The 16,632-nt window shown below is 74.1% G+C and carries 18 protein-coding genes; 8 read left to right on the top strand and 10 right to left on the bottom strand.

Annotated elements, in window-relative coordinates:
- Positions 1-32 precede the first annotated feature (32 nt).
- Positions 33-1,931, bottom strand: coding sequence for a bifunctional copper resistance protein CopD/cytochrome c oxidase assembly protein (locus AC6JBM_RS12170; RefSeq protein WP_497983706.1), 1,899 nt, complete (start codon positions 1,929-1,931; stop codon positions 33-35).
- A gap of 154 nt (positions 1,932-2,085) precedes the next feature.
- Between AC6JBM_RS12170 and AC6JBM_RS12165 the strand changes: the two genes are divergently transcribed.
- Positions 2,086-2,790: a YcnI family protein gene (locus AC6JBM_RS12165; RefSeq protein WP_497983705.1), complete on the top strand. Its 705-nt coding sequence runs from the start codon at positions 2,086-2,088 to the stop codon at positions 2,788-2,790.
- 13 nt (positions 2,791-2,803) lie between these two features.
- Here AC6JBM_RS12165 and AC6JBM_RS12160 read toward each other — a convergent pair whose 3' ends face one another.
- Genes AC6JBM_RS12160 through AC6JBM_RS12150 form a run of 3 tightly spaced genes read right to left on the bottom strand, consistent with a single transcriptional unit; the run spans position 2,804 to position 5,909 of the window.
- Positions 2,804-3,538: an SDR family oxidoreductase gene (locus AC6JBM_RS12160; RefSeq protein WP_497983704.1), complete on the bottom strand. Its 735-nt coding sequence runs from the start codon at positions 3,536-3,538 to the stop codon at positions 2,804-2,806.
- 41 nt (positions 3,539-3,579) lie between these two features.
- The gene (locus tag AC6JBM_RS12155) at positions 3,580-4,725 is read right to left on the bottom strand and encodes an acyl-CoA dehydrogenase family protein (RefSeq protein ID WP_497983703.1); all 1,146 of its coding nucleotides are present in this window, start codon (positions 4,723-4,725) and stop codon (positions 3,580-3,582) included.
- Positions 4,725-5,909, bottom strand: coding sequence for a thiolase family protein (locus AC6JBM_RS12150; protein ID WP_497983702.1), 1,185 nt, complete (start codon positions 5,907-5,909; stop codon positions 4,725-4,727). Before AC6JBM_RS12150 ends, AC6JBM_RS12155 begins: the two co-directional genes overlap by 1 nt.
- Before the next feature lie 95 nt (positions 5,910-6,004).
- On the opposite strand from AC6JBM_RS12150, the gene AC6JBM_RS12145 reads away from it, so the two are divergent.
- Positions 6,005-6,631, top strand: coding sequence for a TetR/AcrR family transcriptional regulator (locus tag AC6JBM_RS12145; protein WP_497983701.1), 627 nt, complete (start codon positions 6,005-6,007; stop codon positions 6,629-6,631).
- Positions 6,632-6,640: 9 nt separating this feature from the next.
- On the opposite strand, the gene AC6JBM_RS12140 is transcribed toward AC6JBM_RS12145, so the two are convergent.
- The 3 genes from AC6JBM_RS12140 to AC6JBM_RS12130 are packed head-to-tail and all read right to left on the bottom strand — an operon-like array spanning position 6,641 to position 9,664.
- Positions 6,641-7,393, bottom strand: a complete 753-nt coding sequence (locus AC6JBM_RS12140; RefSeq protein WP_497983700.1) for an SDR family oxidoreductase — start codon at positions 7,391-7,393, stop codon at positions 6,641-6,643.
- A 28-nt stretch (positions 7,394-7,421) separates the two neighbouring features.
- Positions 7,422-8,627: an acyl-CoA dehydrogenase family protein gene (locus tag AC6JBM_RS12135; protein ID WP_497983699.1), complete on the bottom strand. Its 1,206-nt coding sequence runs from the start codon at positions 8,625-8,627 to the stop codon at positions 7,422-7,424.
- Positions 8,627-9,664 carry a phosphotransferase family protein gene (locus tag AC6JBM_RS12130; RefSeq protein ID WP_497983698.1) on the bottom strand — a complete coding sequence of 346 codons (1,038 nt, stop codon included), beginning with the start codon at positions 9,662-9,664 and terminating at the stop codon, positions 8,627-8,629. The genes AC6JBM_RS12135 and AC6JBM_RS12130 overlap by 1 nt, the downstream gene beginning before the upstream one ends.
- Before the next feature lie 93 nt (positions 9,665-9,757).
- Here AC6JBM_RS12130 and AC6JBM_RS12125 point away from each other — a divergent pair, with 93 nt between their 5' ends.
- Complete coding sequence (locus AC6JBM_RS12125; RefSeq protein ID WP_497983697.1) at positions 9,758-10,579, top strand: TetR-type transcription factor C-terminal domain-containing protein; 822 nt, start codon at positions 9,758-9,760, stop codon at positions 10,577-10,579.
- A 381-nt stretch (positions 10,580-10,960) separates the two neighbouring features.
- On the opposite strand, the gene AC6JBM_RS12120 is transcribed toward AC6JBM_RS12125, so the two are convergent.
- The 3 genes from AC6JBM_RS12120 to AC6JBM_RS12110 form a co-directional block, all read right to left on the bottom strand.
- Positions 10,961-11,281 (bottom strand): hypothetical protein, encoded by a 321-nt coding sequence (locus AC6JBM_RS12120; RefSeq protein WP_497983696.1) that lies wholly within the window; start codon positions 11,279-11,281, stop codon positions 10,961-10,963.
- 9 nt (positions 11,282-11,290) lie between these two features.
- The gene (locus tag AC6JBM_RS12115) at positions 11,291-11,815 is read right to left on the bottom strand and encodes a hypothetical protein (RefSeq protein ID WP_497983695.1); all 525 of its coding nucleotides are present in this window, start codon (positions 11,813-11,815) and stop codon (positions 11,291-11,293) included.
- A gap of 188 nt (positions 11,816-12,003) precedes the next feature.
- Positions 12,004-12,780, bottom strand: a complete 777-nt coding sequence (locus AC6JBM_RS12110; protein ID WP_497983694.1) for a HoxN/HupN/NixA family nickel/cobalt transporter — start codon at positions 12,778-12,780, stop codon at positions 12,004-12,006.
- A gap of 308 nt (positions 12,781-13,088) precedes the next feature.
- Between AC6JBM_RS12110 and AC6JBM_RS12105 the strand changes: the two genes are divergently transcribed.
- Genes AC6JBM_RS12105 through AC6JBM_RS12085 form a run of 5 tightly spaced genes read left to right on the top strand, consistent with a single transcriptional unit; the run spans position 13,089 to position 16,590 of the window.
- Entirely contained in the window at positions 13,089-13,442 is a 354-nt protein-coding gene (locus AC6JBM_RS12105; protein WP_497983693.1) for a DNA-binding protein, read from the top strand.
- On the top strand, positions 13,439-14,374 hold the full coding sequence (locus AC6JBM_RS12100; protein ID WP_497983692.1) for a PEP/pyruvate-binding domain-containing protein: 936 nt from the start codon (positions 13,439-13,441) through the stop codon (positions 14,372-14,374). Before AC6JBM_RS12105 ends, AC6JBM_RS12100 begins: the two co-directional genes overlap by 4 nt.
- Positions 14,371-14,919: a transcriptional regulator gene (locus AC6JBM_RS12095; RefSeq protein WP_497983691.1), complete on the top strand. Its 549-nt coding sequence runs from the start codon at positions 14,371-14,373 to the stop codon at positions 14,917-14,919. The genes AC6JBM_RS12100 and AC6JBM_RS12095 overlap by 4 nt, the downstream gene beginning before the upstream one ends.
- Positions 14,920-14,933: 14 nt before the next feature.
- Positions 14,934-15,809 (top strand): LLM class flavin-dependent oxidoreductase, encoded by an 876-nt coding sequence (locus tag AC6JBM_RS12090; RefSeq protein WP_497983690.1) that lies wholly within the window; start codon positions 14,934-14,936, stop codon positions 15,807-15,809.
- Positions 15,810-15,831: 22 nt separating this feature from the next.
- Entirely contained in the window at positions 15,832-16,590 is a 759-nt protein-coding gene (locus AC6JBM_RS12085; protein WP_497983689.1) for an SDR family NAD(P)-dependent oxidoreductase, read from the top strand.
- Positions 16,591-16,632: the final 42 nt, after the last annotated feature.

The following is a 16,632-nucleotide window of genomic DNA, read 5'->3' as shown; positions in this document are numbered from 1 at the left end:
ACCGGCGGAACGGGAAAGTTCCGTCTGACCTTTCAGCGGCGCTCGGCGGTTTCCGCGGCCCGGCGCAGGAACGCGTTGTACCGGGCCAGCTCGTCCTCCTCGCCGGTCTCCTCGGCGCGGTCGGCGGCCCGGTCGAGGCGTCGCTGCTCGCGCTCGTCGGCGCGGATCCAGCGCACGACGAGCAGGAGCAGGATCGCGACCGCCGGGATCTCGCCGAAGCCCCACGCGAGCCCGGCGCCGACCCGCTGGTCGTCGAGCAGGCCGCTCGCCCAGGCCGGGTGCACGGAGGTGTACCAGTGCGCCGCGATCACGCTCCGGGACTGCATGAGCGCGATGCCGAGGAACGCGTGGAACGCCATGCCCGCGAAGTGCACGAGCACCAGGATCGGCGGCGATGTCGTCCGGCGCCCGGGGTCGACGCCGATGAGGACCCAGAAGAACAGGTACCCGCTCAGGACGAAGTGCACGAGCATCGCCAGGTGCCCCACGTGGTACCGCATGAGGAAGCCCAGCAGGTCGCTGAAGTACAACGCATACAGGCCGATCACGTACTGAGCCAGGGCCACGACGGGATGGGACAGCAGGCGCAGGACCCGGCTGTGCAGCACCAGCAGCAGCCAGTCGCGCGCGCCCCGGACCCGCGGGTCGGCCGGCGGGCGGAGGGTGCGCAGGGCGAGGGTCACCGGGGCGCCGCCGACGAGCAGGATCGGCACGAGCATCGCGAGCACCAGGTGCTGGGCCATGTGCGCGGAGAACAGCACGTAGGCGTAGCGGGCGAACCCCGACACGGTGAACGCGGCGAGCAGGGCCACGCCGCCGAGCCAGCTCGCGGTGCGCGCGACGGGCCAGCGGTGCCCGGCCCGGTGCAGGCGCCACACACCGGTCAGGTAGGCGGCCACGGCGAGTACGACCGCCGCCAGGAAGAACCCGTCCAGCAGCGGCGGCCAGAACACCCGCGCGGCCGACAGCGGGGCGGGGGCCGGGAAGCCCAGCAGGTCCGTGACGGGGTCGGTGTCGACCGGGTTCGCCGGCACCGGGGTCGGCGTGCGGGACAGCGCGACGGCGAGCCCGAGCGTGGCGGCGAACAGGATCAGTTCGCCGGTCAGGAGGCGGCGGAGGTTGCCCGGTGGCGTTTTCCGCCGGTGTACCGCCCCGAAGACCCCGGCCGCGACGAGCGCGGCCACCTTGCCGAGCACGAGCAGCCCGTAGCGCGAGTGCCACAGCTCCCCGAGCGCTCCCAGCCGCACCGCCGCGTTCGCGACCCCGCTGACCGCGACGGCGACCCAGCAGCCCAGCGCCAGCCGGCTGTAGCCGCGGACGGTGCCGGCCAGCAGCTTGTCGCCGCGCAGCGTGACGAGCGCGGCGAGGCCGCCGGCCCAGAGCGCGGCGGCGACGATGTGCACGGCCAGGCTCGTGACCGCGAGCTGATGGTTGCCGGCTCCGGCGGAGTGGCCGGTCAGCGCCGGCGGTACCAGGGCCGCACCGGCCACGAGGGCGACGACCGCCGTGCCGGTGCGCGTGAGCACGAGCCGGGCCGCGACCGCCACGGCGGCGGCGAGGACGGCCTGCGCGAGGGCGGACTGCCCCTGCGAGACGGACCAGGCGAGGCTGCGCACCCCGGCGAACGTCACCCGCGACACCGGCTGCCCGAGCAGGTCCGAGAGCGTCAGCGGCAGCAGCGCGAGGGAGGCGACGGCCCAGCCGGCCGCCCACCAGGCCGCACGGCGCAGCATCCGGTACGCCGCCGGCCCGAGCAGCCGCCCGTCGCCGGGCAGCAGGAAGGCGGCCGTCACCGTGAAGCCGACGGTCGCCACGGCGCACACGTCGGCCGCGGCCCGGGCCAGCGGCAGACCCCACGCGGTGAGCGCGCCGGGGTCGGGCAGGCCGACGATGGCGCGGCCGGTGATCCCGCCGCCCCAGCGCAGGGCCACGACCAGGGTCGCGAGCAGCGCGGCGAGCCCGACGGAAAGGCTTAAACCGCGCTTAATGGTCATATCGGGAAAATGCTCTAGCCTGATGCATCACTGTGTTGGTCGGCGGGACCGCCCGTGAAGTTCCCGCGATCTCCTCGAAAGGGGCCACCCCATGCGCCTGCGCACCGCCGCCGTCGTCCTCGCGGTCGCCGCCGCCGTGCTCGCGGTGCCGTCCGCCGCCGCGGCGCACGTGACCGTGAACCCGAACACCGCGACCCAGGGCGGCTACACGAAGGTGACCTTCCGCGTGCCGAACGAGAAGGACTCCGCGAGCACCGTCAAGCTCGAGGTCGCCATCCCCACCGACAAGCCGATCGCGTCCGTGTCGCTCAAGCCGGTGGCGGGCTGGACCGCGGCCACCGAGACCACGAAGCTCACGACCCCGATCAAGTCCGGCGACGGCGACATCACCGAGGCCGTCTCGAAGATCACGTGGACCGCCGGCCCGGGCGCCGAGATCAGGCCGCACCAGTTCCAGGAGTTCGACGTCTCCCTCGGGCCCCTGCCGGCGACCGATGCGATCGTGTTCAAAGCGCTGCAGTCGTACTCCGACGGCGACGTCGTGCGCTGGATCGACGAGCCCGCCGCGGGCGCCGAGGCCGAGCACCCCGCTCCGGTGCTGAAGCTGTCGAAGGCCGGGGCCCCGGCGACCGCACCGGCGAGCGGGGCCGCCCAGGACGTGAACGCGATCATGACCAGCGGCAAGAGCGCCGGCGACGGCACCGCCATCACGCTCGGCGTCATCGCCCTCGTGCTGGGCCTGGCCGGACTCGTCGCCGGGGTGCTCGCGTATCGCCGCTCGGGCCGCCCCGCCTAGATCGCGGCGGCGCTCACATCGAGATCCCGCCGTCGACGGGCAGCACCGTGCCGGTGATGTACCCGGCCTCGGCCGAGGCCAGGAAGGCGACCGCGGCGCACATCTCGCTCGGCGCGGCGAAGCGGCCCATCGGGATGGCCGCGGTCAGCTGCTGCTTCTTCTCCGGCGGGATCGAGGAGACCATCCGGGTCTCGGCGTTGGGCGACACGGCGTTGACCGTCACGCCGAACCCGGCCAGCTCCTTGGCGGCCGTCTTCGTGAACCCGATGATGCCCGCCTTGGCCGCGGCGTAGTTCGCCTGGCCGATGTTGCCGTGCAGGCCGGTGTACGAGGTGACGTTGACGACCCGCCCGTACTGCTGGGCGCGGAAGTGGGCGACGGCGGCCCGGGTGAGCCGGAACGTGCCGCCCAGGTGCACCGCCAGCACGGCGTCCCAGTCCTCGTCGGTGAGCTTCCACAGCACCTTGTCGCGCAGGATGCCGGCGTTGTTGACCACGATGTCGAGCCGGCCGGTGTCGTCGACCGCGCGCTGTACCGCGGCCTGCACGGCCTCGGTGCTGCTCACGTCGGTCGGCACGCCGGCGGCGCCGACCTCGGCCGCGGCCTTGGCGACCTCCTCGGCGTCGTGGTCGAGCAGGTACACGCGGGCGCCCGCGCCCTGCAGGTGACGGGCGATCTCCAGGCCGATGCCGCGGGCGGCGCCGGTCACGATCGCGGTGCGCCCGGTGAAGTCGAAGCTGACGCTCATCGGTCGGTCCTTTCTCGAGGCTGGTCTCGTGGCTGGTTGGTTCAGAAGCCGAGGTCCCGGCCGATCAGCTCTTTCATGATCTCGTTGGAGCCGGCCCAGATCCGCGTCACCCGCGCGTCGCGCCAGGCGCGGGCGACGCGCTGCTCGGTCATGTACCCGTAGCCGCCGTGCAGCTGGACGCAGTGGTCGAGGATCTCGTTCTGCACCTGGGCGGACCACCACTTGGCCTTCGCGGCGTCGACGGCGGACAGCTCGCCGCGGGAGTGGGCGAGCACGCACTGGTCGACGTAGGCCTGTGTGACGTCCGCCCGCGTGACGAGGTCGGCGAGCAGGAACTTGTTGTGCTGGAAGCTGCCGATCGGGCTGCCGAACGCCCGGCGCTGCCCGGCGTAGGCGATGGTCTCCTCGAGGATCTGCCGGGCGTGCGCGATGTTGGCCACCGCCGCGCCGAGCCGCTCCTGCGGCAGCCGCTGCATCATGTGGGCGAAGCCCCGGTCGAGCTCGCCGATCATGTTCGCGCCGGGCACGACGACGTCGTCGAAGAACAGCTCGGCGGTGTCGGCCTCGGGCTGGCCGATCTTGTCGAGCTTGTTGCCCACGGTGAAGCCGGGCGTGCCGCGCTCGACGCCGAACAGGGTGATGCCCTTGGCCCGCGAGCCGGGCGTGGTGCGCGCGGCGACGACCACCAGGTCGGCCGAGTAGCCGTTGGTGATGAACGTCTTGGACCCGTTGAGCACCCAGTCCTCGCCGCGGGGCTCCGCGCTGGTGCGCAGCGCCGCGAGGTCGGAGCCGGCCGACGGCTCCGTCATGCCGATCGCGGTCACGACCTCGCCGGACGCGACCGCCGGCAGCCACCGGTCGCGCTGCCCCGGCGAGGTGAGCTCGACCAGATACGGCGTGACGACGTCGAAGTGGATGCTCAGCGAGGACGCCAGCGCCATGGCGACCCTGGCCAGCTCCTCGATGAGCACGGCGTTGTACCGGTAGTCGCCGGCGGCCGACCCCCCGTGCTCCTGCGGGATCTCCAGGCCGAGGTAGCCCTGGGCGCCGGCGGCCCGCCAGAGGTCGCGCGGGATCGCCTTGTCCTGGGCGTAGCGCTCGACGTGCGGCCAGACCTCGCGGCGCAGGAACTGCCGGACCGAGTCGCGGAACGCCTCGTGGTCGTCGGTGTACGGGCGGCGCAGCATCAGCCGACCCGCCGCAGCAGCGCCGCGAGCGCCTGGCCGCCGCCGATGCACATGGTGACGACCCCCAGTTCGAGATCGCGGCGGACGAGGTCCCGGGCGACGCGCAGGGTCAGGATCGCGCCGGTCGCGCCGACCGGGTGCCCCAGGGCGATGGCGCCGCCGTACGGGTTCACCGTGTCCGGATCGAGCTTGGCGTCACGGATGACGGCGACGGCCTGGGACGCGAAGGCCTCGTTGAGCTCGACGGTGCCGATGTCGGAGGGGGCGGTGCCGGTGCGCTCGAAGAGCTTGCGCAGCGCGAGCACCGGCGCGTAGCCCATGAGCTCGGGCTCCATCGCGGCGGTCACCACGGCCTCGACCGCCACCCTGGCCTCGAGCCCGCGGGCGGCGGCGAGCGACGCCCGGGTGAGCACGACCGCCGCCGCGCCATCGTTGATGCCCGACGAGTTCCCGGCGGTGACCGTGCCGCCCTCCTGGAACGCCGGTCGCAGCGCCGTCAGCGCCGTCAGCGTCGTGTCGGGGCGGGGGTGCTCGTCCTCGGACACGACCGTCACGGCGCGACGGGTGCGCACCTCGACGGGGACGATCTCCTCCGCGAAGGCCGCCCGCGCCGCGGCGCTCCCGGCCCGCCGCTGCGAGCGCAGCGCGAACTCGTCCTGCTCGGCCCGGCCGACCCCGTAGCGGGCGGCGACGTTCTCGGCGGTGACGCCCATGTGGACGTCGTGCACGGGGTCGGTGAGCATCATGAGCGTGCCGTCGACCAGCCGCCGGTCGCCCAGCTTCCAGGAGCCGCGGACGCCGAAGTCGTAGAACGGCATCCGGCTCATGCTCTCGTCGCCGCCGGCGAGCGCGATGTCCGCCGAACCGCAGCGGATCTGCATGGCGGCGGACCAGATCGCCTGGAGTCCCGACCCGCAGAGCCGGTTCACCGTGTACGCCGGGACGGCGGCCGGCAGCCCGGCGGCGAGGGCGACGCGCCGGGCGTTGAAGGCGTCGCCGCCGACCTGGCCGATGCAGCCCATCACGACCTCGTCGATGTCCGCGCCGTCGACGCCGCTGCGTTGCAGTGCGGCGCGGGCGGCGATCGCGCCGAGCTCGTGCGCCGGGACGTCCCGCAATGCGCCGCCGAAGTCGCCGATCGGGGTCCTCGCCCCGTCCAGCACCACGATCTTGTCGTCGGTCATGCTCCGCTCCAAACTAAGCAATCGCTTAGAAAGTTATGGTGAACAGGTAACATGCAGACCCGGGCGCGCGTCAATGGACTGTGGAGGATCTCGCAATGACCCGTGGCACCACCGGCAACGCCCGCGGCGAGCTGGCCCGCGCCCGGCTGCTGGACGCCGCGCTGCAGGCCTTCGCCCGCCGCGGCTTCCACGGCACCGGGACGCGCGACATCGCCGAGGCGGCGGGGATGAGCCCGGCCGCGGTCTACGTGCACTACCGCACCAAGGAGGAGCTGCTCTTCGAGCTCTCGCTGGCCGGGCACCGCCAGGTCCGGCAGGTGATGGACGAGGCCTTGACCGGCAGCTCGGCCGAGGCCGGGTCGGCGGACCCGGCCCGGCGGTTGCGCGACGTGGTCCGGGCGTTCACCGCGTGGCACGCCCGCGCCCAGATCCACGCGCGCGTGGTGCAGTACGAGATGGCGGCGCTCGGCCCGCAGCACGCGGCCGAGATCGCCGGGCTGCGGCGCGAGATCGAGTCGCTCATGCGCCGGCTGGTGACCGACGGGCGCGACGCCGGCGTGTTCGGGGTGGCGAACCCGCACATGGCCGCGCTCGCCATCCTGTCGCTGGGCATCGACGTGGCGCGCTGGTATCGGCCGGACGGGGCGTGGGGCCCCGACGAGATCGGCGCGCAGTACGGGGACCTGGCGCTGGACCTGGTCCGCTGGACACGAGCTGACTGACCGACCCTCCTACACGCCGCCGCCGAGGGTGAGGCCGCCGTCGACGGTCAGGGTGTGGCCCGTGATCCAGGCCGCGTCGCCGGAGAGCAGGAAGCTCACGGCCCCGGCGATGTCCTCGGGGGCGCCGAGGCGCTTGAGCGGGTAGTTGCGCACCACCTGCTCCTCCTTGCCCTCGAAGAGCGCGGTGGCGAAGCGGGTCTTGACGACCGCCGGCGCGACGGCGTTGACCCGGATGCCCGGGCCGAGCTCGTGGGCGAGCTCCTCGGTGAGGTGGATCAGGGCGGCCTTCGACGCCCCGTACATCGCGATGTTGGGGGCGGCGCGCAGCCCGGCCACCGAGGCGACGTTCACGACCGCGCCGCCGTTGGCCCCCATCCAGGCCGCGTGGACCTTCTTCACCCACTCCAGCGCGGCGATCACGTTGACCCCGAAGATCTTGGCGCTGGCGGCCGGGTCGAGGTCGAGCAGCGATCCGTATGCCGGGTTGATGCCGGTGTTGTTGACCAGGTAGTCGATGCGGCCGTACCGCTCCAGGGCGGTGGCGACGACCTCCTGCTGGCAGGCCGGGTCGTCGGCGCCGCCGGCGACGAAGGCGGCGTTGTCCGGGCCGAGCTTCTCCACGGCCGCGGCGAGCGCGTCGGGCTTGCGCGCGGTGATGACGACCCGCGCCCCCTCCGCGACGAGCCGCTCGGCGACCGCCAAGCCGATGCCGCGGCTGGCGCCGGTGACGATCGCTGCCTTGCCCGCGTGCGTTGCGCTCATGACTGCCTCTCCTGACCCGTGGGTCACGTCAGTGCTGCGTCGGGGACTCGCGCTTGAGCTCGGCGCGCGCGACGGTGCGCCGGTGCACGGCGTCGGGGCCGTCGACGATGCGCAGGACCCGCGCCCAGGCGTAGAAGTAGGCGAGCGGGAAGTCGTCGCTCACCCCCGCGGCGCCGAAGACCTCGATCGCGCGGTCGATGACGGCCGTCGCAACCGCGGGCGCCGCGACCTTGATGCCGGCGATCTCCGAGCGGGCGCCGCTGGCACCGTGCTTGTCGATGAGCCACGCGGTGCGCTGGACGTACAGGCGGACCTGGTCGATCTCGATGCGGGACTTCGCGATCAGCTCCTGCACCACGCCCTGGTCGGCCAGGGTGGTGCCGAACGCGACCCGCTGCTTGGAGCGGCGCACCATCAGCGCCAGGGCACGCTCGGCCATGCCGATCGCGCGCATCGCGTGGTGGATGCGGCCGGGGCCGAGCCGCGCCTGGGAGATCAGGAAGCCGTCGCCCTCCTCGGCCAGCCGGTTGGCGACGGGGACGCGGACGTCGGTGAAGGCGAGCTCGGAGTGGCCGTGCTGGTCCTGGTAGCCGAAGATCGGCAGGTGGCGCACGATCTCCAGGCCGGGTGTGTCGCGGGGGACGAGCACCATCGACTGCTGCCGGTGGGCGGCCGCCTGCGGGTCGGTCTTGCCCATGACGATGAAGATCTTGCAGCGCTCGTCCGCCACGCCGGTGATCCACCACTTGCGGCCGTTGATGACGTACTCGTCCCCGTCACGCACGATCGACAGCTCGATGTTGGTGGCGTCGGAGGAGGCGACCTGCGGCTCGGTCATCGCGAACGCCGAGCGGATCTCGCCCGCGAGCAGCGGCTCGAGCCACTGCCGGCGCTGCTGCTCGGTGGCGAAGAGCTCGAGCGTCTCCATGTTGCCGGTGTCGGGCGCCTGGCAGTTGATCGCCTCCGGTGCGATCACCGGCGACCACCCGGTGATCTCGGCCACCGAGGCGTACTCCAGGTTCGTCATGCCGCTGAGCTTGGGCAGGAAGAGGTTCCACAGCCCACGCCGGCGGGCCGAGGCCTTGAGCCGCTCCATGACCGGCGGGTTGGAGTGCTCGCCGTGCTCGCGCAGGTGCTCGTGCCACTCCCGCTCGGCCGGCAGGATCTCCTCGTTCATGAAGTCCCACATGCGCTCGCACGCGTCGCCGGCCTTGGCCGACAGCTCGAAGTCCATCACGGCTTCCCTTCGTCGAGGATGGCGAGTCCGCGGCTCGCGATGCGTTCGATCTCGGCGTCGAGATCGCCGAACTCCTGCCCGGCCATCTGGCCGCCGGCGGTGCGCGCGGCGATCCCCTGGGCGATTCCGGCGAACTTGAAGTGCGCGAACGCGACGTACCAGTGCAGCTGGGCCAGATCCCGGCCGGACGCGCGCCCGTAGCGCTCGGCGACGTAGGCGCGGCCGGGGAAGCCCGGCTCCGCGGTCAGGCCCGGCGTCAGGGTGAGCCGGGGCTCGCCGCGCTCCACCCAGTAGAACAGCGTCATGCCCAGGTCGGCGAGCGGGTCGCCGAGGGTCGAGAGCTCCCAGTCCAGCACGGCGTTGACCCGCGACGGGTCAGCCGCGTCGAAGATGCAGTTGTCGAGCCGGTAGTCGCCGTGGACGATCGCGGCGCGCGCCGGCTCGGGCCACTCGTGCCCGGCCAGCCGCGCGGCGAGTGCGTCGACGGCCGCGACGTCGTGCGTCTTGGCCGACTCCCACTGCCTGGTCCAGGTGCGCACCTGCCGGGCCACGAACTGCTGCGGCCGGCCGTAGTCGCCGAGCCCGACCGCCTCGGGCTCGACCTCGTGGAGCACGGCGAGGGTGTCGACGAGCGCGTCGGCGGCGGCGAGCCGCCCGGCCGGGGTGGGGACGAACCCCTCCAGCGCGGCGTCGGTCATCACGACACCCGGCACCTTCTCCATCACGTAGAAGGGCACCTCGAGCAGGTCGGGCTCGCGCTGCTCCAGGACGATCGCCGCCACCGGCACGCCGGTCGCGGCCAGCGCCCGCTGCACCCGCGCCTCGCGGCCCATGTCGTGGGCGCGCGGGAGGAGCCGGCCCGTCGGAGGCCGGCGCAGGATCAGCGAGCCGGCCGCGCTGGTGAGCTCGAAGGTGAGGTTGGACTTGCCGCCGGTGATGAGCCGCGCCTCGAGGCGGGTCCACCGCTCGTCGCCCGTCGCGTCCGCGAGGAGCGGCCCCAGTCGGCCCGGGCGGATCAGATCGGTGACGTCCACGGCAGCACTATAGAACGATCGCTCGGTGCTGGCTATTAGTTCTCTTGGTAAACGCGGGTGTGGGATTGCTCGCTGTTCAGATATCCTGAACACATGGCGGTCACGCTGGGAACCCGGATGCGGGCGGCACGACAACGCCGCGGGCTGTCGGTGCGCGCGCTGGCGGACCGGCTCGGCGTCAGCGCGGCGACGATCAGCGCGATCGAGAACGACCGGACCGGGGTCTCGGTGCAGCGGCTGCTCCAGCTCGCCGCGGCGCTGGACGTGTCCGCCGGGTTCCTGCTGCACAACGCTCCGGCCGCCCAGCCTTCCGGCGCCCCGAGGGCCTGGCGGGTCTTCGGGCCGGCGGACGTCGACCCGGTGCTGGCCGCCGCGATCGAGGAGTTCGTCCGCGCCGGCTATCACGGGACGACCATGCGCACGATCGCGGCCAGGGCCGGGATGAGCATCCCCGGCATCTACCACCACTACGAGAGCAAGCAGGCGCTTCTGGTACGCATCCTGGATCTCACGATGGACGAGATCGACTGGCGCATCCGGGAGGCCACCGCCGACGCCGACGGCCCCCTGGATCGCCTGGCGCGGCTCGTCGAGGCGCTCGCGCTCTTCCACACGTCCCGGCCCGAGCTGGCGTTCATCGGGGCCAGCGAGATGCGCAGCATCGACGAGCCCGACCGCGGTCGCGTCGCGGCACGGCGGGCCGCGGTGCAGCACCGGATCGACCAGGAGATCACCCACGCCGTCGAGCGCGGCGACGCGCGCACCGCAATGCCGCTGGAGACCGGGCGGGCCATCGCCACGATGTGCACCTCGCTGCCGCAGTGGTTCGACCCCGCCGGCCCGACGAGCCCGGCCGAGATCGCCCGCGAATACGCCGGCCTGGCGCTGCGGATGATCGGGGCCGAGGCCGTCTGACCGGGCGCGGCGGGCGCAGCTCGACGTGCTCGCACGGCCAGCGCCTGGGCGACGGCCGACCGGTACTCGCCGACCAGCGCCCGCTCCGTCCGGCGCACCGCGCCGAACGCCGAACGGGCCGAACGGCGTCCAGCGCAGGACGGCGAACACCGGGACGAACCAGGCGCCCAGCTCGAGCTTGCGCCCACACGACCTCGACCACGGTGCCGGCCGACGCTGCGTGGATCGCCCGAGCGCGCGCGGCACCGGCGGGTGCAGGCGGAACGACATCCGCTCGCCGGCGCCGAACTCCGCGGTCACGGCGGCGCGCGCGGACGGACTCGACGTCGCGTGCGAAGCGCTCCGCGAGCCGCGATCCCTGGTAGGCGACCAGCTCCGCGCTCAGGCGGTCCGCCACCTCGCGCAGCCCCGAGCACTCCGCGGCGCGCACGAGCGCGGCGCGGGCGGGCGGCCGCGAGCCTGGCGCGGGCGGGCCGGCATCGCGGCCGCGCAGGCGCGCGGGTCCGCGACCGCCTGCCGGCCGCCGCGGAACGTCTGGATGTTCGCCGCGACGCGCACGCCGTCGAGCGTGAGCGCCGCCTCGACGGCGGCCGGGTCGAGCGGGATCGCCCCGGCCTGCACCGCGACCCCGACGAGCAGGATGTTCGCGAACTGGTCGTCGCCGAGCAGGGCCGTGGAGGCCTCGCGGGCGTCCAGCGTCACGTGGTGGCCCTACCGGGTCGGCGCGAGGGTGCACGCGACGAGGTCGTCAACGTCGGGGAAGCTCGCCGAGGCGTCGGTGACCATGGCGCCGGAGGGCGTCCGGGAGGTCGACAGCACGGCGATGGTCCGCCGGTGGTCGGCGACCCCGAGGTTGCGCTCGTCGGCCGCCACCAGCAGGTCGCGGCCGGTGCAGAGGTCGCACTCCCCCGGGGCGACCTTGTTCGCGCCGGCGAGCGGCGTGCGCGAGAAGCGCAGGTCCGACACGACGGCGCCGCCCTTCTGCGCCATGCCCATCTGGTCGAGACTGAACGCCCGCGCGGCGAGGTCGGGCGCGGGCCCGCGCTTGCGCTTGCGCTTGCGGCGCAGCTCGGTCGCGCACTGCCAGTCGTGGACGATGACGGTTACGTCGTGGACGGCGGCCGGCTCCCGCTGCACCGCGACGAGCTGGTCGCGGTGGCGTACCGACGCGCCCCGGGGCAGGCGGCGACGCCGGTAGCGCTTCGGATCGCCGGTCGTGACGACGACGGCCCGCACACCCTCGGCGGGCAGCTCGGCGCCGGGCGCGCCGGCCTCGACGCCGCGACCACCGGCTCCCCCGAGCCGCGGTGCGGGGCGTGCCGGACGTGGCCCGGTGGTGGCGCCACGCCGGGCGCATCTTCGCCACCGGTGACGACCTCAGGGCGGCCCGGGCGTTCCCGGGCCGCCACGAGCCCGGTGCGTGACTACGCGGCCATCAGCTGGGCCGCGCTGACGGTGACGAGACCGGCGCCGAACAGCGCGATGCCGCTCGCGGCGAGGATCGGGGCCAGGCGGCCGGCGCGGCGCAGGGCCGCGACCGAGCGGGCGTTGCGCGTGACGAGCGAGGTGCCGGCCACGGCGAGCGCGCCGACGGCGAAGAGCACGACGGCCATGCCGATGCCGAACGTGAGCACCAGCAGCAGCGCGAAGCCGGCGCGGCCGAGAAAGAGCCCGGTCGCCAGCACGAGGAACGCGGACGGCGACGGGGTCAGGCCGCCGGAGATGCCGAGCAGGACCAGGCCCGGGCGTTTGCCGTGCTCGTGGCCGTGGTCATGACTGTGGCCGTGGTCATGACTGTGGCCGTGGTCGTGGCCGTGGCCGTGGCCGTGGTGGTGCGCGCGGGCGTGGCGCAGGTGGCGGCGGAGCATCCAGAGGCCGGTGGCCAGGACGAGCACGCCCGCGGCGACCTGCAGCCAGGTGGTGAGCCGCTCCATGCCGATCACGCCGGACAGGGACAGGAAGGTCCAGGCCACGCCGATCACGAGGACCGAGACGGTGTGCATGGCCGCGACCGAGCCGCCGAGCCAGGCCGCGTCGCGGATGCGGCCGCGCGAGCCCGCCAGATAGGCGGCGGCGAGCGTCTTGCCGTGCCCGGGGGCCACGGCGTGCCCGGCGCCGGCGAGGAAGGCGAGCAGGAATGCGAGCGGGGCGATGCCGGGCGCGTGGATCAGATCCTGCAGCCGGTCGGACAGGTCGGGCACGGCGGTCCAGTCTTCCGGCGGCCGGTGATCATCAGGGGTCGCCCGGATGAACTCTTCACCGGCCCGGTCACGCCGGGACCGGCTCGGGGGCGGGCGCCGCGGGGACGCGGCGCTGCTGGCGGCGTTGTTCATCGCGGGGTACGCCACCCGTGCTGGTCGAGACCGCGCGCCGCCTGATCGCCGGGGCCGGGCGGGCGACCTGGCGGACGAGCACCGGGCGCGCTTCGAGCGGCTGTTCGCCACCCTCCGCCACGGGATTACTTCAACAGACTGTTGACAAACAGATTGTTGAAGGCCACGCTGGGCGGGTGCACGAGGAGCAGGAGGCGCAGCGGCGGCTGACCGAGCGCGGCGGGCGGGACCTGCCGCGGCTGCCGTGGCTCGCCGACCGGCAACCGCACGACGCCCACACGCTGATCCGGCAGGCCCTGTGGCGGGCGAACACCGACCGCGACGCGCTGGAGCTGCCCGAGGACCTGCTCGCCGCCATCACCCTGCTCGCCGCGGCCCGGGCCGAGCTCGACCAGCTCGAGGCCGGCCTGCTCTTCGTCGCCCGCGCCGAGGGGCTCACCTGGACGCAGATCGCGCGCCCGCTCGGGCTGCGCACCGCGCAGGCGGCGCAGCAGCGGCACGAGCGCGTCCTCGGCCGGCTCGCCCCGTGAGCATCGTCGCGCTCGCCGACGCCGGACCGGAGTGCGGCGGCAAGGCCCACGCGCTCGGCCGGCTGCTGCGGGCCGGGTTCCCGGTGCCGGACGGGTTCGTGATCGTCGGGCCGGTCGACGCCGGGGCGATCGCGTCGCGCCTCGGCGACAGGCCCGTCGCGGTGCGCTCCTCGGGACTCGCCGAGGACTCGGCGGGGGCTTCGTTCGCCGGGCAGTACGACACCATGCTGAACGTCCCGAGGGACAACGTCGCGGCCGTCGTCGAGCGCTGCGCCGCCGGCACCGAGCGGGCCCGCGACTACGGGCGCCACCTCGGGATCGCCGCGCGGCCGGTCCCCGTGCTGGTGCAGGAGATGGTCGACGCCGACACCGCCGGGGTGCTGTTCACCCGCGACCCCCGCGACGGCCGGGACACCGTGGTCATCGAGGCGGCCCGGGGCCTCGGCGACGCCCTCGTCTCCGGGCGCGTCCAGCCCGACGACGACTGCCTCTCCCCCGCCGAGCGCGAACGGCTCGCCGCCCTGGGCCGCCGGTGCGCGGACTTCTTCGGCGGGCCGCAGGACGTCGAGTGGGCGATCGCGGACGGCCGCGCCTGGGTCCTGCAGTCGCGCCCGATCACCACGCTGGGCGCCAGCGCGGGCCGGGCGAGCGGGCCGGTGCGCATCGTGCGCTCGGTGGACGACTTCGGCCGCGTCCGGCGCGGCGACGTGCTGGTGTGCCGGACCACCGACCCGGCCTGGACCCCGCTGTTCCGCGTCGTGGCCGCGGTCGTCACCGAGACCGGCGGGGTGCTGTGCCACGCGGCGATCGTGGCCCGCGAGTTCGGCATTCCCGCCGTCGTGGGCGTGGGCCCGTCGATTCGCCGATTCACCGACGGCAGCGTCGTGACGGTCGACGGCGCCGCGGGCACCATCACCGAGGAGCGGGCATGATGCTGGTGCTGCACGCCGTGCGGCTCAAGGGATTCGCCGACACCGCGGCCGTCGCGGCCCGGTTCGGCCTCGACCCCGGCCGCACCGGGGAAGACCTGCTCGACGCCGAGGCCTTCGGCCACGTGTCGCGGTCCGCGTTCGCCGGCCTGAGCGGCTGGTCGCTCACCGAGCGCGGGCGCCGGCACAACGAGGCCCAGCTGCGCGACGAGCTCGACGGGGCGGGCGCCCGCGCCGCCGTCGACGCCGTCCACGACCGCTTCGTGCCGCTCAACGCGCGCGCGAACGCGGCGTTCACCGCGTGGCAGCTCGAAACCGACCGGAGCACAGACACGTTCCACGCGCTCGCCGGGGAGCTGCGCGGCCTGGAGCGTGACCTGACCGCACGCCTGGACCGGTTCGCGGGCTACCACGAGCGGTTCGCCACGGCGCTGGGCCGCTCGGCCGCCGACCCGGCCTGGATCACCGGCGTCGAGGTGGACTCGTGCCACCGGGTGTGGTTCGAGCTGCACGAGGACCTCATCGCCACGCTCGGCATCACGCGCTGACTAGAATCGCCCGGATGCGCATCGGAGTCCTGCTGTTCCCCGCTGATCCCTGGCCGCAGACCGTCGCCCGGGCGCGGCATCTGGAGTCGCTGGGCTACGCGCATCTGTGGACCTACGATCATCTTTCCTGGCGGCGGTACCGTGACGAGCCCTGGCACGCGACGGTCCCCTGGCTGACGGGGCTCGCCGCGGCCACCTCCCGCGTCCGGCTCGGCACGATGGTGACGTCGCCGAACTTCCGCCACCCGGTGACGCTCGCCAAGGACGCGATGACCCTCGACCACATCAGCGAGGGGCGGCTCACGCTCGGCGTCGGCGCGGGCGGCACCGGCTTCGACGCGACCGTCCTCGGCGGCGAGGCGCCGGCGCCGAAGGAGCGCACCGCGCGGTTCGTCGAGTTCACGGAGGTGCTCGACGCCGTGCTGCGCGAGCCCGCCCACAGCCACCGCGGCCAGCACTACACCGCCGACGAGGCCCGCACCTACCCCGGCTGCGTCCAGCGTCCCCGGGTGCCGCTCGCCATCGCCGCCGCCGGCCCCCGGGCGCTCGATCTGGCCGCCCGCATCGGCGAGGGCTGGATCACGTACGGCGAGCCGAACGCCGCCGACCAGTCCGCGGCCGCGACCGAGGCGGCGGTGCGCCGGCAGGCCGCGATCCTCGACGAGCGGCTGGCCGCGCACGGCCGCCCGGCCCGGGCGATCGAGCGCTACTTCCTCGTCGGCAACACGGCGGAGCGCCCCCTGGCGAGCGTCGACGCGTTCGAGGACTTCATCGGCCGCTACGAGCGGCTCGGCTTCACCGACATCGTCTTCCACGACCCGCGCCCGGGCGACCCGGTCTTCACCGAGGACCCGAAGGTCGTCGACGCCATCGCCGAGCGCTGCTGCTGACCGCACCAGGAGAGGACGTCCGATGCCCGCCACTTCCGGGACCGGCGACCACGCGACCGGACGGGTCGCCCTCGTCACCGGGGCCAGCCGCCCCCACGGCCTCGGGATGGCCGTCGCCCGCGAGCTCGCCGCGAACGGCTTCCATGCCGTCCTGGCCGGCCGCGACCTCGGCCAGACCCGGCTGCGGGCGGAGGAGCTGTCGGCCGAGGGCCTGACGGCCACCGCGGTCCACATCGACCTGAGCGATCCCGCCACCATCGCCGGGGCCGCGGCGCACCTCGATGCCGAGTTCGGCCGCCTCGACGCACTGGTGCACAACGCCTCGCTGATGCCCGACTGGGAAACCTCCAGCCTGCTGGAGGCCGACGCCGGCCGGGTGCGGGCCGCCTTCGAGGTGTGCGTCTTCGGCCCGTGGTCGCTCACGCAGGCCTGCCTGCCGCTGCTGCTGGCGGCGCCGGCGGCCCGGATCGTCCAGGTGTCCAGCGGCGCCGCGATGCAGGTCCGCGCCGGCGCCGCGATGCCCCGCCCCGTCGGCGCGCCCGGCTACTCGATGGCCAAGTTCACCGCGGACGCCCTGACCGCGTCGCTCGCCGTCGAGCTGCGCGACGCCGGAATCCTGGTCAACGCCGTCGATCCGGGGCGGTTCGCCAGCCACCCGGAGCTGGGCGACGACAACGACGGGCGGCCGACGGCCGAGAGCGCGCGCTGGGTGGCGTGGGCGGCCATGCTGCCGGAGGGCGGCCCTACCGGCATGCTTCTGGAGGACGGCGAGCCGGTCTAATCTGATTTACCATATAGGTTTAGTAGACTTCTACCCCTCCGG

The organism is Dactylosporangium thailandense (genome assembly GCF_059739745.1).
This window is presented reverse-complemented; position numbering and strand designations above follow the sequence as displayed.

What these genes read in the sequence shown, in the direction of transcription:
- AC6JBM_RS12155 (WP_497983703.1), bottom strand. Translation starts at nt 4,725, where the DNA reads ATGCTGCGCCGCCCGTACACCGACGACCACGAGGCGTTCCGCGACTCG.
- AC6JBM_RS12125 (WP_497983697.1), top strand. Translation starts at nt 9,758, where the DNA reads ATGGCGGTCACGCTGGGAACCCGGATGCGGGCGGCACGACAACGCCGC.
- AC6JBM_RS12160 (WP_497983704.1), bottom strand. Translation starts at nt 3,538, where the DNA reads ATGAGCGTCAGCTTCGACTTCACCGGGCGCACCGCGATCGTGACCGGC.
- AC6JBM_RS12095 (WP_497983691.1), top strand. Translation starts at nt 14,371, where the DNA reads ATGATGCTGGTGCTGCACGCCGTGCGGCTCAAGGGATTCGCCGACACC.
- AC6JBM_RS12085 (WP_497983689.1), top strand. Translation starts at nt 15,832, where the DNA reads ATGCCCGCCACTTCCGGGACCGGCGACCACGCGACCGGACGGGTCGCC.
- AC6JBM_RS12090 (WP_497983690.1), top strand. Translation starts at nt 14,934, where the DNA reads ATGCGCATCGGAGTCCTGCTGTTCCCCGCTGATCCCTGGCCGCAGACC.
- AC6JBM_RS12150 (WP_497983702.1), bottom strand. Translation starts at nt 5,909, where the DNA reads ATGACCGACGACAAGATCGTGGTGCTGGACGGGGCGAGGACCCCGATC.
- AC6JBM_RS12140 (WP_497983700.1), bottom strand. Translation starts at nt 7,393, where the DNA reads ATGAGCGCAACGCACGCGGGCAAGGCAGCGATCGTCACCGGCGCCAGC.
- AC6JBM_RS12135 (WP_497983699.1), bottom strand. Translation starts at nt 8,627, where the DNA reads ATGGACTTCGAGCTGTCGGCCAAGGCCGGCGACGCGTGCGAGCGCATG.
- AC6JBM_RS12165 (WP_497983705.1), top strand. Translation starts at nt 2,086, where the DNA reads ATGCGCCTGCGCACCGCCGCCGTCGTCCTCGCGGTCGCCGCCGCCGTG.
- AC6JBM_RS12145 (WP_497983701.1), top strand. Translation starts at nt 6,005, where the DNA reads ATGACCCGTGGCACCACCGGCAACGCCCGCGGCGAGCTGGCCCGCGCC.